Below are 14,172 nucleotides of genomic sequence, written 5' to 3'. Positions count from 1 at the left end.
ATTGACATCTGGCTTATAGTTCAATACGGCAACTGTTTCTTGATATCGAAACCAAGAACGAATGGAACTGAATACCATTATGAATTTAATCTCAACTCGGTTGTATAGTATCGAAGGGCAGGGGCTAATAGGATTGGATTCTGTCTTACGTCCTAATCGCGTAGTATCTGTGAGGAGATTGTATGAAGCAACAAGAATTGTCCTTAGACCTTGATACGCTAACGGACACCGAAGGTGCATCGAGTCTCCTGGCGGTACCGACTGCAACTTTGGTCAAATGGCGATCAACCGGCGAAGTACGAATCCCTTATGTCCGGATTGGACGGCAGATTAAATATCGTACCAGTGACTTGAAGGCGTTCATCGAAATCAGTACAGTCAAGTAATAAATGTTTCATCCATTATTTATATAATCTACCGAACAAGGGATTCCCAAAAACTCTGAGAGCCCCCAGAATTCACTTCTTGGTATAAAACCAGTCAGGCTAATTGTTAAAAATCTTGAGATTTATGTGCAGGGTACAGAAGGGGAAGCGTATAAAAATTTCATTTTATACATGACCTGGCCATGACCAGTAAAATTGACCGTCTAAGATATGAATTAAAAATTAGCGTAACTCATTGAATAATATGGCTCCCCCGGACGGGCTCGAACCGCCGACCTAGTGATTAACAGTCACCCGCTCTACCGACTGAGCTACAGGGGAATAATGCGTTTTTAAAACTTTTTTCTTCAATGGCACGCCCGGAGAGATTCGAACTCCCGACCGCTCGGTTCGTAGCCGAGTACTCTATCCAGCTGAGCTACGGGCGCTTTATTGAGCCGCAAATTATCCCGTTAAGCTGGATGTTTGTCAACCAAAGTTCAGGTTTCAGTTAGATTTCGTTTGGAATACGTGGCGGAGAGAGAGGGGTTCGAACCCTCGATGGGCTATAAAACCCATACTCCCTTAGCAGGGGAGCGCCTTCAGCCTCTCGGCCATCTCTCCAAATATGGTTTATCTTTCGGAACTTGCCGAGTCGGTCTGTTCCTTTTTGATTCTTTCGTATATTTCTTCCCTGTGGACCGACACTTCTTTGGGTGCGTTGACACCTATGCGAACCTGGTTCCCTTTAACTCCAAGGACGGTGACGGTCACTTCATCACCAATCATCAGTGTCTCCCCTACCCGACGAGTCAAGATAAGCATGGCTACTCCCTATATAATTGAAAACCCATTGCCCATAAAGGGCGTTCCACCAAGAGCAGCGAATTATAACAGTTTTATACTATAAAAAAAGCCTGTTATAGCGTTCGAGCTTTTACGGTACCTTTACTATTAAAGGTGAGGCTAAATGATGGCTGTTGGGGAATTGTTTATGCAGCAATTAAGGGTAACAATCTTGAGTTGTGGTTACTGACCTATTTTTGTCGCGAATCCATTCACTCCATGAGCCTGGGTATAACTTAGAGCCTGACAGCCCTGCAACTTCCATTGCCAGCAGGTTATGACAGGCGGTGACACCCGAACCGCACATGTGGACAACGTGTGTTGGGTTTTTATCTCCCATAATTGACTTGAATTGGAGGCTTAGTGCCCCTGGAGATAAAAATAAACCGTTACTATCCAAGTTTGATAGGAAAGGGCGGTTTACCGCACCGGGAATATGTCCTGCAACGGGATCGATAGTCTCGTGCTCACCACGAAAGCGTTCAGGTGTCCTGGCATCAATTAGGCAAATCGATTTCCGCGCCAGGCCATTTTGGAGTTCAAGGGCGGTTAACGCTAGGTTACCGCCAGGATAAGCCCTAAACACGCTGGGTTTAACGGCAGGTAAGGTGGTGGTGACGGGAAAGCCCAGTTTTTGCCAATGTTTGTAGCCGCCATCCAGCACGGTAACCTTGTCATGTCCCAGACAGCGCAACAACCACCAAAGTCGTCCGGCAAATGCACCGCTGGCATCGTCATACACGACCACTTGATTGTTGTTGCCGATTCCCCAGATGCCTAGTTTTTTCACCAATTCCTTCATGTCGGGAAGCGGATGGCGGCCTGTGAAATCGGTAATGCGGGAAGATAAATCCTTATCCAGGTGGGCGTAACGGGCATTTGCTATATGTCCGTGTCGATAGGCTTTGAGGCCGGCTTCAGTATCCGCCAGGGAAAATCGGCAGTCGATGACGATATAATCCTGATCGTTCAGATGCTGATGGAGGTCTGTTGCCGAGATGAGGGTCGTGTATGTCATGTGCTTACCTTGAGGATAATTTTGCCGATATGTTGGTTGCTTTCCATGAGTTCGTGCGCTAAGGCTGCGTCGCTTAGGGCAAAGGTGGAGTGGATTATCGGTTTTATGCGGCCTGAAATCAATAACGGCCAGACGTAAGCAAGCAGTTTGTCGGCGATGTCGGCCTTGAAGGCATCATCCCTTGACCTGAGTGTGGAACCCGTGATGGTGAGCCGCTTTTGCATCACGGCCCAGAGGTCGATATCCGATCTCGAGCCTTGCTGTACGGCGATTTGTACTAGTCGCCCCCCAACGGCTAGGCATTGCAAGTTGCGTGGAAAATAATCGCCACCGATCATATCCAGTATAAGGTCAACACCGACAGCTTGGGTTATTTGGTTGATTTCACTGACAAAATCCTGCTCGCGATAATTAATGGCGTTATTTGCACCGAGATCCAGGCAGAACTGGCGCTTGGCTAATGACCCGGCAGTTACGATAACTTTGGCGCCGAACGCTTTGGCAAGCTGTATCGCCGTCGTACCTATACCGCTGCTTCCACCGTGGACTAACAGCGTTTCACCTTTTTGTAAGTGACCGCGATCAAAAACATTGCTCCAAACAGTAAAAAAGGTTTCCGGTATGCCCGCCGCTTCGACATAAGATAAATTATCAGGAATGGGTAAGCATAATGAGGCAGAAGCAGCGCAATATTCCGCATAACCGCCGCCTGTAACCAAGGCGCAAACCTTGTCACCGATAGCTAAATTATTGGTGTTATCACCCAAAGCAACGACGATTCCGGCAATTTCCAGGCCGGGGATGTCAGATGCACCGGGCGGCGGTGGGTACAGTCCCTTGCGTTGCATGACATCGGGGCGATTGATTCCGGCAGCCATGACTTTAATCAATACTTGGCCTGTTTGAGGCACAGGCACCGGCCGTTCCGTTGACTTTAAAGAGCCCGAATGAACTTCGGCAGCACGCATAGTGTCAGGTATTTGCATTTCAGTATGGGAAAAACCGGGTTGTGGGTATTATATACGCTCATTTTTTATATAAGTTATAGGTAAAGTGGAATGATTCGCGCGGGTATCGTTGGCGGCACTGGTTATACGGGGGTTGAGCTGTTACGGATTTTGGCGTTGCACCCTAATGTTGAAGTCGCGGTGGTTACGTCACGCGCCGATGCGGGGACTCGGGTCGATGCGGCTTATCCCAGTTTGCGTGGTGTAATCGACGTGGTTTTTTCTATACCCGATGTTGAAGCGCTGGCTGGCTGTGATGTCGTATTTTTTGCTACGCCCAATGGCACGGCCATGCTAATGACGCTTACACTGTTGGATCGTGGCGTTAAGGTGATTGACCTTTCCGCCGATTTCCGGCTGAAGGATGCGGCTGAATGGAGCGTGTGGTATGGAATGGAACATGTTTGCCCGGAGTTGCTGCCGGAAGCCATCTATGGCTTGCCGGAAGTCAATCGTGAAGCGATAAAAAATGCGCGATTGGTTGCTAACCCAGGCTGCTATCCTACCTCAGTCCAGCTCGGTTTTCTTCCCTTGCTTGAAAAAGGCTTGGCTGATGTGGGGCAGTTGATTGCCGACGTGAAATCCGGCGTCAGTGGGGCAGGGCGCAAGGCGGAATTGGCTTATCTGATGAGCGAAACGGGCGAAAGCTTTAAAGCCTACGCCGTAAGTGGCCATCGCCATTTACCAGAAATATCCCAAGGATTGAAGTTAGCTGCGGGGGCATCCGTCAACTTAACTTTCGTGCCACATTTAATCCCGATGATTCGCGGCATTCATGCAACTTTGTATGCTCAGGTCAGTCATAACAAGGCCAGTTTGGAAGAAATCCAGGCTTTATATGAGCAGCGTTATGCTTATGAACCGTGTGTGGATGTGTTGCCTTCGGGTTCCCACCCAGACACGCGTAATGTCAAAGGATCGAATAAGTGCCAGATTTCCCTGCACCAACCACAGGGCGGACAAACTATCGTGATCCTGTCGGTCATAGACAATCTGGTCAAAGGCGCAGCAGGGCAGGCGGTACAGAACATGAACCTGATGTTTGGATTTCCTGAACTGGATGGCTTGAAAACACTGGCCTTGTACCCATAACCCTTGACTAAGGGATAGGCTATACCCATAATGGAATCGATTAATATATTTTAGGTGGCAAAATAATGGCTGATCCAATCATTTTTACTGACAGCGCGGCATCCAAAGTGAGCGAGCTGATTGCCGAGGAAGGCAATGACAATTTGAAATTGCGGGTTTATGTCAGCGGCGGCGGCTGCTCAGGTTTTCAGTATGGTTTTACGTTCGACGAAGAAGTTAACGAAGACGACACCAGTGTCGAAAAAGGCGGAGTTACCGTGTTGATTGACTCTATGAGCATCCAGTATTTGACAGGTGCCGAAGTGGATTATAAGGAAGATTTGTCCGGTGCACAGTTTGTTATCCGTAACCCAAGTGCAAAAACGACGTGCGGGTGTGGGTCGTCGTTTTCAGTTTGACGCATGTTTGCCGCACAAAAAACCGGACATTGTCCGGTTTTTTTGTCATTTTTTTCTCGGGACTAAATATTCCGAGACGTTTTAAATCCAGTGGCAAGGATTTCCTGCTAGTTATAGGGACTATAGATTTTTGCAAACAGTGAGTTGGCCTTGGTTAGATTAAGTTTAGCCAAAGGATCTTGGATCTGTGATTTAAAATCAACCATAGCGACGCTTTTTACAGGGATTGAATTCGACACCTGGGCCGTCAAAGGATTTTGGTGAATGCCATCGATACGGAATTCGTAATGTAAATGGGGGCCTGTCGCCAATCCCGTTTGCCCCACATAACCAATAACCTCTCCTTGCCTGACGGTACTGCCTTCGCGTAATCCTGTCTTGTATCCCGATAAGTGGGCGTATACCGTCTCATAACGGTCACCATGCCTTAGTATTATGGCTTGCCCATAGCCACCTTTCCTGCCTAGGAAAGTAACTTCGCCATTACCGGTTGCCTTGACGGGCGTACCTGTCCTGGCGGCGTAATCAACGCCTTTATGGGCTCGTATCCTGTTAAGTACGGGATGCCTACGGCTTGAACTAAAGTGCGAGCTGATGCGGGCAAAGTCAACAGGTGTGGTCAAGAAGGCTTTTTGCAAGGCATTGCCTTCAGGCGTGTAGTAATTGGCGTAGCCTTCTTTATCAATGTACCTGACAGCGCGATAAGCCTTGCCACGGTTGACGAATTCCGTTGCCACAATGTCGTCAGTTCCGTTAAAACCACCCTTTTCGTACACCACAGTAAAGCGGTCACCTGGGTGTAAATTGGTTGCAAAATCAATATCCCACGCAAAAATCTGGGCCAATTGGTCGATCAGCGGCTCTGGCAGTTTGGCTTGTTTTGCAGCTTCCTCCATGGACGAGGTTATCGTACCTTGTACGCTAACCAAGTTCATCATATTGAATTTATGCGTGTAGCGATTAAAGCGACGGCCAAAATGAGAAGGGCTGGATAACCCCAATGGGCTTGATGAAAATCCGATAAACTCCTTGGGTTTATCAGTAGTGATAACCATCATGTGTGTTTTGTCTTTGTTTGCACTTACTACCTTAAGTGCTTCGTTCGAACCGAGCCTCGATAAAATGTCGGAGGTCGATTCACCGGGCCTCACCCTAAATATCTTGATTCGTGAGCGGGAAAAACTGGTGTTATCAAGAAGGGTTGATGACTCGGCATGGCCGATTGCAGTTGTAAAAACCAAAATAGCGCTTATTAAATACGCTGTAAATTGTCTGGTTTTTACAGCAGAATCTATAAGTATTTGAATTTTAATCAAAATAAATATCCTGTGTTTTGCATAACTTAATTTTAAGTGGTTTTCAAAAAATCACCAACAAATTAATATTAATCTAAGCATAGAACAAAATATTTTTTTCGTGACCCATATCCATTAAACCTATAATAGCCCCAATAAAATATGTCTGTATGGAGAGAAAAGTTGCAAGAAGAAGTATTGGATAACCTGTTAAGGGGGGCTGAAGAAATCCTTGTTAAACATGAGTTTGTAAAAAAACTAGGGGAAGGTCGCCCGCTCAGGATAAAAGCGGGTTTTGACCCAACAGCCCCGGATTTGCACTTGGGCCATACTGTCCTGATTAACAAACTTAAGCAATTTCAGGATTACGGTCATGAAATTCTTTTTTTAATAGGCGATTTTACCGGCATGATCGGCGATCCGACCGGAAAAAATATCACCCGCAAGCCCTTGACGCAAGAAGAAGTCCTGGCGAATGCCAAGACCTACCAGGAGCAAATTTTTAAGATACTCGATCCCGATAAAACCCGGATCGTATTTAATTCGACATGGATGAATGCCTTGTCGCCAGCGGATTTGATCCAACTGGCGGCAAAACACACCGTTGCTAGAATGTTGGAGCGAGATGATTTTGGCAAGCGATACAAGGCAGGGCAGCCCATTGCGATTCATGAGTTTTTATATCCGCTGATTCAAGGCTATGATTCGGTTGTCATGAAAGCCGACGTTGAATTGGGCGGCACCGACCAAAAATTTAACTTGCTGGTAGGTCGCCAGTTGCAGGAAGTCTATGGACAATCGCCCCAAATTGTCATCACTATGCCGATATTGGAAGGTTTGGATGGTGTCCAGAAAATGTCGAAATCCTTGAATAATTACATTGGTATAGCCGATGCGCCGGACGATATGTTTGGCAAGATTATGTCGATTTCAGATGACTTGATGTGGCGGTATTTTGAGTTATTGAGTTTTGAAAAAACGGCAGTGATTAATAATTACAAGGAAAAATGTGCTTTGGGAACAGAAAATCCCAGAAACATCAAGTTTGAACTGGCTAAGGAAATTGTCAGCCGATTTCATGGGGGGGCCTCCGCAGGAGAACAAGCCATGCAAAACTTTATTGCCCAATTTCAACGCGGGGCCATTCCTGACGACATTAGCGAAATCACCTTGAAAACAAATGCGGGAACTTACTTTATTACTCATTTATTAAAAGATGCCGGGCTGACCGGCAGCACCTCGGAAGCGGTCCGTATGATTAACCAAGGTGCTGTAAAGATTGACGGGGAAAAAGTGTCGGATACAAAATTGGCAATACCATCAGGGTCAAACCATATTTACCAAGTAGGCAAACGGAAATTTGCGCGCGTTGCTCTGGATTAATTTTGGCCCTGTAGTCATAAAGGTTACATTGTCAATATAAGGAGTTCATGTACAAATCCTTCGACAAGGCTCTCTTGTCATTATCGAAAGACCCATGACGAACGGTAAGGTGTTGATTCTGTTTGTGCTGAGCCGTGGGCTTGCGGGTAGGGAGTTCAAGCCACGAAAGGACAACTTGCCAAGAGTTTCTTGAGCTATATGCCTTTAAAGAGGACAGATGTCCGACCCTTATCGCTGGAGGCATACGCCAGTTGTTTAAGCGGAACCATCAGCTTCTGTCCTAAGGGTAAATTTTGCCGATATTTTATCTTATTGGCGATACGTAAAAACTCCTCAGTGATTCCGTGCGATTCCGCAACAACTTTCAATGATTCTCCCTTGTCAAGATAATGCACGGACCATTTGCCTTCATCTGCGGATTTTGCCGCTAATTTTTCCTCACGTGTTGGATTCGGCTTAACTTCAGGTTTCCTTGATTTTCCCGAAGGCAAGAACCACAGTTGGTCTTTATTAAGGCTAAGTGACAGCAGCGGTGCCTTGGCTTTCGTCCCTGATGGATCAACAGGCAATGTCAACGCAGAAAATAGGGATGTCGATGGATTGTTCCCGCCTTTGTACGATTGCGCCATAAACGCCAAACTTTGATGTAACAGATTGGCACTTCTTATCGGCAGAAGTAGGGTAAACGGTTTACGCTCAGGGAGGGCCGATTTAAGGTACGCCGTGTTCAGCAAGCTTAACTGGTCGTGATCAAAATCGGCAAGCCGTGATACAGTCCGCAAGTCTTTTTTTGCCAGTTGTTTTATGTCAGCTTCACGGTCAATATTCACCTTAATAAAGTAAGGCTCATTTTTGATGGGTCTCAGCTTCAGCCCATAACTGTCAGGGTCTGCAAAAATACTTGATAAGGCGAGCAACCTTGGCACATATTCCATGGTTTCGGCAGGCAAATCCAATGACCAAAAATCGGTGTCGAGCCCTTCGGCTTGATTGCGGCTGATCGCTGCATCTACCGTGCCTTGCCCGCAATTATAGGCGGCCAATGACAGCAACCAATCACCCTTGAAATGCCCATTCAAGCCAGAAAGAAACCGGATGGCTGCTTGAGTGGAAGCCGTAATATCCAGCCTGGCATCGTAGTCGTCATTTTGCTCCAAGCCGTATTCTTCACCAGTGCTGGGAATAAACTGCCATATCCCCGCAGCATTTTTAGGCGATACCGCAGTAGGTTGATACGCGCTTTCCACAATCGGCAGTAACGCTAAATCCAAAGGCATATTGTTTTTGGCCAACGCGTCAACGATGTGATACAGGAAAGGCCTGGCACGCTCGGCGGCTTGGTATAAGATGCCTTTACGCTGGCTATATCCAGCGATTTCTTGGCTGACCCGATCATAGTTTGCGTCCTGTTTGGTTCGACATTGTTCCAGCATTTGGGAATAGCCTTCAGGCAAAATGCCCTGTTGGGCAAGGCTGGCGATCTCTTCTTTTTTTAAATCGGCGCAATTTTTGATGGCATCTTGTTGCTGGGCATGGGTTATTGCATCGGTATTTAGCTTTTTATTCGCTTTTGATTTATTTTCAACCGTTTCGGTTGCCTCGAGAGGGATGTCTTTGAATAATTCGGGATGAAGTCCCAAGCGGGTACGAATACGCTGGATTGAAGGTGACTTAAATAAACTTTCACCCTTGACCAATCCTGATCCATCTTTCGGAACAAAGTGTAACTTCTTGGACAATCGTTCATTAAATGAAGACCCTGGTACCTTTTGTGCAAATTTCAATCGCCCTAATGGCGTATATTTCTCTTCCGAACTTAAGACGGTATTGTTTTTGCTATGGCTTTTTTGTGAAATGATTACCTGTCTTACGCGTAATTTCTCTAATAACTGAGTCGTTGCCGTTTGCGGTATTTTGTTCACTTTTTGGGCGGTCAGCCCTGCCAATGCCTCATCAGCAGTACGAATAATGTCATTTATTTTTAGATGATCAAGTGCAAGGGGAGGCAAATTTCTGTTTTTCGGGCCCGCCGCCTGAAAAGGTTCGGCGGACGTGGGGCTAGGCCGTGGGATTCTTATGCCCAATCGGATACGATCCCAAACATCGATGGAGCTGGGTCTGGATGCCTGTTTTTTGCCGCCGCTGTGGCTACGTGCCTTGCGTGCACTTAAGCCATGCTTACCGGAAGCGGCTCCAGAATCATTGGGGTGAAAGATCAATGAAGAACTGATGAGTACGATCAAGGCAGTCTGTAATAAACGCATGATTTCCTGTAGTTATTCAATTTTCGGCAAAAATTACTATCATTTAAACACAACAGGCCGGTAAATAAAAATAAGTCTTTTGTTCGAAAACTGCAAATAAAACCGATAACTGAAAAAATAACAAGCGAAAAACGGTCAGTTAATTAATCCGTTGCTTGTCTCGCTGTAACCAAAAATCCGCCGCGACGGAATGCGCTTGCGCCTGGTTATCCGCCTTACCCAGCAATTTAAGGGCGACCGCAGCCGTGCCGATCACCGATGCTTCCGCAAATTCGTCCTGTATTTTGCCTTGCCAAAGCAAAACCAGTTGTTCCGGTTCCAGGCTTTCTGCTCTGACATGGCGATTGGCAAAAAGTGCCGGCCACGTTTCGTCGATCATTTCACCGTCGTGAACGCTTTGTACCAAACAATCCATATCGGGATTGCGTTCGGTCTCGCCGCCTTCGCCTTTCAATACCGCCGCATGGGGTTGTTGGAGCAATGCCGCCGCCTGTTGGTGGACTGAACGGTAAGAAGGATGGAATATTCCCTGTATGCTGTATTGGGCATTGAAAGGATTCAGCAATTTTACCAAAGTATGCACGGGTGAACGCAAACCTAAAATAGGACGCAATTCAATGATTTCATGGAGCTTTGGGCAGATATATTCCAGCGACAAATAACTGAAATGCTGGTCGATAAGCTGTTTTTTGGCTTCCTCTGCGGAGGTTGCGGCTTCTAAACCCAGATAACCCAACATATTTTCGGTATATAAGCGATTGGCTGACGGCCCTGGTGCGCCGTGCATAAACACTTTAATGCCGTTTTCGACCAATAACAAAGCCGACAGCAAAAACCAGGGCAAATGCCGCCGTTTCCCCGCATACGTCGCCCAATCCAGGTCGACCAACGCGCTATCGCTCGTCAGATGGCAAGATTCCCTCGCCGCCAACACAAAGCCTGCGAGTTCCTCCGGCGTTTCCTCTTTGACGCGCATCAGCATGAGGAATGCCCCAAGTTGCTCCGGCAAGACTTCACCAGCGATAATCATCTTCATCGCATGATAGGCCTCGTCCTGCGTCAGTGAACGAGAACCTTTTTTGCCTTTGCCGAGAATTCTTATGATTTCTGCAAAAGGATGCTCAGATTTTGAGGTGGCAAGATGGTGTGAAAATGTCATAAAGCAATTCTGACGTAATGGTCAATTAATAAGGCGGCAAACAGCAGTGTAATGTAGATAATGGAAAACCAGAATGTCCGCATGGCGGTTTTGGTGTCCGTATGTCGCCGCATTAGCAGGGCAAAATAGATGAAACCCGCCCCTAACAGCAAGGCGGCAAACAGATAGATCAACCCGCTCATGCCCGTCAAATAAGGCAATAAGGTCACCACCAACAACAAGACGGCGTATAGCAAAATCTGCAAACGGGTGAATTCTGCCCCGTGCGTGACGGGCAGCATGGGGATGTTGACCAGCGCGTAGCGTTCTTGCTTGGCAATCGCCAACGGCCAAAAATGCGGCGGTGTCCATACAAAAATAATCAACGCCAACAGCAAGGCGTGGGGGTGGATTTCGCCCGTGATAGCGCACCAGCCCAGCAGCGGCGGCGTTGCGCCAAAAGCACCGCCGATGACGATATTTTGCGGCGTGGCGCGTTTTAGCCAAAGCGTGTAGACGATGGCATAACCGAATAAGGACGCAAAGGTGAGGATGGCAGTTAGCATATTGACCTTCAAGACCAGCACCAACATGGATGCGACACCCAAAACGGCGGCGAAAGAGAAAACATCCGGTGATCGCAAATAATGCTGCGGCAAAGGCCGTTGTGGATTGAGCACGCCGTCAATTTTTTGGTCAATAAGGTGATTGATCGCCGCCGCAGAGGCCGCCGCCAATGCAATGCCGAGCAAACCATAGCCCAGCTTATCCAGCGGCGGCATGCCGGGCACAGCCAACAACATCCCGACCACTGCCGTGAACAGCATTTCCGCCACCACATTGGGCTTGCACAGTTCCAGGTAGCTTTTCCAGGATGAGGGGGCGATGGCGGCTCGGGTTACCATTTTATTATTGAGTTCTTACGATGTAATTCTTATAGAATACAGCGAAGCAATAGTAATTTAAACAAATAAGGTGAGTCTGATTTCATTGCCTCCAACATACCTTTGTTCGAGGAGAAATGAAATCCATTAGTTTCTCTAGGTTACTTGCTGATTGCTTTGTGGTGAAGATAGCTTTTCAAAGAAATCGAATAGCTCATGTAGCTTAGTGCTGGGATTCATTTCTTCGCTCTGAATGGCATCGGCGAGAATTCTTGGGGAAACACGACGCGCTTCGGTAAATCGATTCCCCAGAAGTAATCCAAAAATATTCTTATCTTCACCTTTATCGTAGTTTTCCATATCTGGATGAACGCGCAAGTCTCTTATAAGTATATCCGCCGCAGAGTGATTGCCCGCCGCTGTATATGGTCTGCGAGTGTAACCAACGAAATGGATTAACAGCCAGAATTCAAAGCAAGGATAAGAGGCAATTATTTTGATTTTATCAGAGGTGTTGGCTAAATTTAACGCTTCATCGAAGTTTTGGTGATTGTCCCTATCGATGACGCAAAAGACATGATCGAATTTTCCTTGGCGATTAAATGCCTCTTTAACAATATTCAACGGATCAGTTTTACCGCAATGGGTAATTTCTACCAAGACATTGACCCGAAAATGTAGCCGAGCGTCCTCTAAATAATGTTTTCCCGATTTACTGTCTTCACAAATGACCAATACTGTCGGTTGCGGTTTAAAACGTGGATTTGATCGATTATAAGAAGCGGGAGTACGCGCCATGTTAGGCCTTGCGTATGAATGGAAGCCCACGATAACGGCCTTCGTAATAGCGCTTTTCCAGATCTTCGCTCTCACGTCCCTCAAAATCATGGATTGAGCGTAACTGTGTCGCACCGTTAGTATCGCGTTCAGCGAGCCAGAACTGGTCTCGGCGTAACAGTTTTGTATCCATTAAATGTGTGTCATGCGTGGTAAAAATTAGTTGGGAAGATGACTGAGATTTAAGATGTTTTTCCACTAAGGATGCAACAATTTCTGGGTGTAGGCTACTATCAAACTCGTCGACCACCAATGCGACATTAAAATTGGGAATTAGCCTTGATTTACTATGTAGATGCCAAGGAAGCCAAAATCCAATGAGATTTTTGGTGCCTTCTGATTCTTCTTGAAAATCAAACTCTGCTTCTCCTAAAGCTGTGCGATGTGTCAGCAATGTTCTACTGTTTGGTTTTGTACTTATTGATTTCAATTTATTTGTTGAAATTGATTCATCCGAATTTGGCTCTACTTGATCAAAGCGAATATTTGTAATGGGGACATCAACCTCTTGAAGAAAGGCTGAAAGGTCTTTTGCAAAAGTGGAGTCTGATTCTGCTTGTCTCTGGCTAAGTATTTTAAGCGCCTCCATACTGCCAGAAAAGACCATAAATCCAGTCTGTAACCATTGTAGTGGCGGTTTTAACTGATTTAAGTTTTCGCTACTGTTTGCTACGGCTTGGGCAAGAAATAGCACTTGGGGACTGGTTGCTTTTTTCCATAGATCATGCAAATCTTTCCCGCCTTCCAGTTGCTGACCAAAGGTATATTCATCGCCGCTAGATGAATGACGACGTTTATATAGTAATGTTTCTTTTCCTTTTGGAAATGCAATCAGTTGCTCTTGGATAACGCGCTCTTGGGTTAATGCTAGCTGAAATTCATAGCGTTGTTCGGCGCATACGAAGTGCAGTTCAATTTGGCAGGGTTGATCCGTTAGCTGCGGATCAAAACGAAACGTTGGTACAGGGAATGGCGTAGATTGTGCGCTGGGTTGGCGTTTTGTAATATCACTAACAATGCCAAGCGCCTTAATTAGATTGCTCTTACCTGATGCATTTGGTCCATAGATTGCCGCAACTTTGAGTAAGTCAGGGAGTTTTTCGCCTTTAAGAGCAGGCTTGAAGACATTGTTACCTTTCTTCAATCTAGGGGCGGCAACCATCGAAAAGGTTTGCTTTTCACGAAAAGAACGAAAATTGCTGACAGAGAATTCTATTAACATGTAAAAAAATCGCAGTTATACATTATTTTATATAAGAAAATATAGCATATTTTGCATTACTTGCAGATTTTTTGCATTTGACTGGGCGTTGGTGTGTTTGACGCACCTTTCACCATAGTACCCTGGTATAGAAAAGATATTTAATGCCATTCATCACGCATTGCCTGTTGTATCGCTAACGGTTCTTTATTCTTGAAGTAGTTGAGTTCAGGCAATATTTCGGCAATTTCAGTCAAGTAGCCAGAATCTTATTGTTGCTTAAGGTATTGGTTAAGCAGCCGTTTAATGATTTCGCTCGGTGTGATTCGTTCTTGCTTTGCCATCGTTTCCAATGTTTATTCCAATTCGGGTTCAACGCTTATCATAAAAAATCCTCATTATTGAATATAAAAGCGCTGTCCTTTCCAAGGTAAAGACAGTAAG

General features: G+C 46.1%; 14 protein-coding genes and 3 tRNA genes. 4 read left to right on the top strand and 13 right to left on the bottom strand.

Features of this window, described 5'->3' with window-relative positions:
* The first annotated feature begins 182 nt into the window (after nucleotides 1-182).
* On the top strand, nucleotides 183-386 hold the full coding sequence (locus MGMO_RS12270; RefSeq protein WP_023495376.1) for a helix-turn-helix domain-containing protein: 204 nt from the start codon (nucleotides 183-185) through the stop codon (nucleotides 384-386).
* Nucleotides 387-631: 245 nt separating this feature from the next.
* On the opposite strand, the gene MGMO_RS12265 is transcribed toward MGMO_RS12270, so the two are convergent.
* The 6 genes from MGMO_RS12265 to MGMO_RS12240 form a co-directional block, all read right to left on the bottom strand.
* Nucleotides 632-707 (bottom strand) — tRNA-Asn (locus MGMO_RS12265).
* Nucleotides 708-737: 30 nt separating this feature from the next.
* Nucleotides 738-814, bottom strand: a tRNA-Arg gene (locus MGMO_RS12260).
* Nucleotides 815-897: 83 nt separating this feature from the next.
* Nucleotides 898-989: transfer RNA gene (locus MGMO_RS12255), tRNA-Ser, on the bottom strand.
* A gap of 9 nt (nucleotides 990-998) precedes the next feature.
* The gene (gene csrA / locus MGMO_RS12250) at nucleotides 999-1,190 is read right to left on the bottom strand and encodes a carbon storage regulator CsrA (RefSeq protein ID WP_023495375.1); all 192 of its coding nucleotides are present in this window, start codon (nucleotides 1,188-1,190) and stop codon (nucleotides 999-1,001) included.
* Between the two features lie 178 nt (nucleotides 1,191-1,368).
* Nucleotides 1,369-2,229 (bottom strand): sulfurtransferase, encoded by an 861-nt coding sequence (locus MGMO_RS12245; RefSeq protein ID WP_023495374.1) that lies wholly within the window; start codon nucleotides 2,227-2,229, stop codon nucleotides 1,369-1,371.
* Entirely contained in the window at nucleotides 2,226-3,197 is a 972-nt protein-coding gene (locus MGMO_RS12240) for an NAD(P)H-quinone oxidoreductase (RefSeq protein ID WP_036307848.1), read from the bottom strand. The genes MGMO_RS12245 and MGMO_RS12240 overlap by 4 nt, the downstream gene beginning before the upstream one ends.
* Nucleotides 3,198-3,287: 90 nt before the next feature.
* On the opposite strand from MGMO_RS12240, the gene argC reads away from it, so the two are divergent.
* The gene (gene argC / locus MGMO_RS12235; protein ID WP_023495372.1) at nucleotides 3,288-4,328 is read left to right on the top strand and encodes an N-acetyl-gamma-glutamyl-phosphate reductase; all 1,041 of its coding nucleotides are present in this window, start codon (nucleotides 3,288-3,290) and stop codon (nucleotides 4,326-4,328) included.
* Nucleotides 4,329-4,393: 65 nt separating this feature from the next.
* Entirely contained in the window at nucleotides 4,394-4,726 is a 333-nt protein-coding gene (erpA, locus tag MGMO_RS12230; protein WP_023495371.1) for an iron-sulfur cluster insertion protein ErpA, read from the top strand.
* A gap of 107 nt (nucleotides 4,727-4,833) precedes the next feature.
* Here the strand turns inward: erpA and MGMO_RS12225 are convergent, their stop codons facing one another.
* The gene (locus MGMO_RS12225; RefSeq protein WP_235557279.1) at nucleotides 4,834-5,967 is read right to left on the bottom strand and encodes a M23 family metallopeptidase; all 1,134 of its coding nucleotides are present in this window, start codon (nucleotides 5,965-5,967) and stop codon (nucleotides 4,834-4,836) included.
* 216 nt (nucleotides 5,968-6,183) lie between these two features.
* On the opposite strand from MGMO_RS12225, the gene tyrS reads away from it, so the two are divergent.
* Nucleotides 6,184-7,404: a tyrosine--tRNA ligase gene (gene tyrS / locus MGMO_RS12220; protein WP_023495369.1), complete on the top strand. Its 1,221-nt coding sequence runs from the start codon at nucleotides 6,184-6,186 to the stop codon at nucleotides 7,402-7,404.
* 194 nt (nucleotides 7,405-7,598) lie between these two features.
* Here the strand turns inward: tyrS and MGMO_RS12215 are convergent, their stop codons facing one another.
* The 6 genes from MGMO_RS12215 to MGMO_RS21140 form a co-directional block, all read right to left on the bottom strand.
* Entirely contained in the window at nucleotides 7,599-9,668 is a 2,070-nt protein-coding gene (locus MGMO_RS12215; RefSeq protein WP_023495368.1) for a lytic transglycosylase, read from the bottom strand.
* A gap of 139 nt (nucleotides 9,669-9,807) precedes the next feature.
* Nucleotides 9,808-10,827, bottom strand: coding sequence for a glycosyl transferase family protein (locus tag MGMO_RS12210; protein ID WP_023495367.1), 1,020 nt, complete (start codon nucleotides 10,825-10,827; stop codon nucleotides 9,808-9,810).
* Nucleotides 10,824-11,711 carry a heme o synthase gene (gene cyoE, locus MGMO_RS12205; protein ID WP_023495366.1) on the bottom strand — a complete coding sequence of 296 codons (888 nt, stop codon included), beginning with the start codon at nucleotides 11,709-11,711 and terminating at the stop codon, nucleotides 10,824-10,826. Before cyoE ends, MGMO_RS12210 begins: the two co-directional genes overlap by 4 nt.
* A 135-nt stretch (nucleotides 11,712-11,846) precedes the next feature.
* Entirely contained in the window at nucleotides 11,847-12,488 is a 642-nt protein-coding gene (locus MGMO_RS12200; protein ID WP_023495365.1) for an RloB family protein, read from the bottom strand.
* Nucleotide 12,489: 1 nt separating this feature from the next.
* A complete protein-coding gene (locus tag MGMO_RS12195; RefSeq protein WP_023495364.1) occupies nucleotides 12,490-13,749 on the bottom strand; it encodes an AAA family ATPase in 1,260 nt (419 codons plus the stop codon).
* A gap of 248 nt (nucleotides 13,750-13,997) precedes the next feature.
* Nucleotides 13,998-14,072 carry a hypothetical protein gene (locus MGMO_RS21140; RefSeq protein ID WP_407656521.1) on the bottom strand — a complete coding sequence of 25 codons (75 nt, stop codon included), beginning with the start codon at nucleotides 14,070-14,072 and terminating at the stop codon, nucleotides 13,998-14,000.
* Nucleotides 14,073-14,172 lie beyond the last annotated feature (100 nt).

Origin of the sequence: Methyloglobulus morosus KoM1 (assembly GCF_000496735.2) — a bacterium.
GTDB lineage: Bacteria > Pseudomonadota > Gammaproteobacteria > Methylococcales > Methylomonadaceae > Methyloglobulus > Methyloglobulus morosus.
The sequence above is the reverse complement of the archived record's forward strand: the minus strand, read 5'-3'. Positions and strand labels throughout refer to the sequence as shown.

Excerpts from the sequence above, each read along its gene's own strand:
- argC (WP_023495372.1), top strand. The coding sequence starts at position 3,288 with ATGATTCGCGCGGGTATCGTTGGCGGCACTGGTTATACGGGGGTTGAG.
- MGMO_RS12245 (WP_023495374.1), bottom strand. The coding sequence starts at position 2,229 with ATGACATACACGACCCTCATCTCGGCAACAGACCTCCATCAGCATCTG.
- MGMO_RS12210 (WP_023495367.1), bottom strand. The coding sequence starts at position 10,827 with ATGACATTTTCACACCATCTTGCCACCTCAAAATCTGAGCATCCTTTT.
- tyrS (WP_023495369.1), top strand. The coding sequence starts at position 6,184 with ATGTCTGTATGGAGAGAAAAGTTGCAAGAAGAAGTATTGGATAACCTG.
- MGMO_RS12195 (WP_023495364.1), bottom strand. The coding sequence starts at position 13,749 with ATGTTAATAGAATTCTCTGTCAGCAATTTTCGTTCTTTTCGTGAAAAG.
- cyoE (WP_023495366.1), bottom strand. The coding sequence starts at position 11,711 with ATGGTAACCCGAGCCGCCATCGCCCCCTCATCCTGGAAAAGCTACCTG.
- MGMO_RS12200 (WP_023495365.1), bottom strand. The coding sequence starts at position 12,488 with ATGGCGCGTACTCCCGCTTCTTATAATCGATCAAATCCACGTTTTAAA.
- MGMO_RS12270 (WP_023495376.1), top strand. The coding sequence starts at position 183 with ATGAAGCAACAAGAATTGTCCTTAGACCTTGATACGCTAACGGACACC.
- MGMO_RS12215 (WP_023495368.1), bottom strand. The coding sequence starts at position 9,668 with ATGCGTTTATTACAGACTGCCTTGATCGTACTCATCAGTTCTTCATTG.
- erpA (WP_023495371.1), top strand. The coding sequence starts at position 4,394 with ATGGCTGATCCAATCATTTTTACTGACAGCGCGGCATCCAAAGTGAGC.
- MGMO_RS12240 (WP_036307848.1), bottom strand. The coding sequence starts at position 3,197 with ATGCGTGCTGCCGAAGTTCATTCGGGCTCTTTAAAGTCAACGGAACGG.
- csrA (WP_023495375.1), bottom strand. The coding sequence starts at position 1,190 with ATGCTTATCTTGACTCGTCGGGTAGGGGAGACACTGATGATTGGTGAT.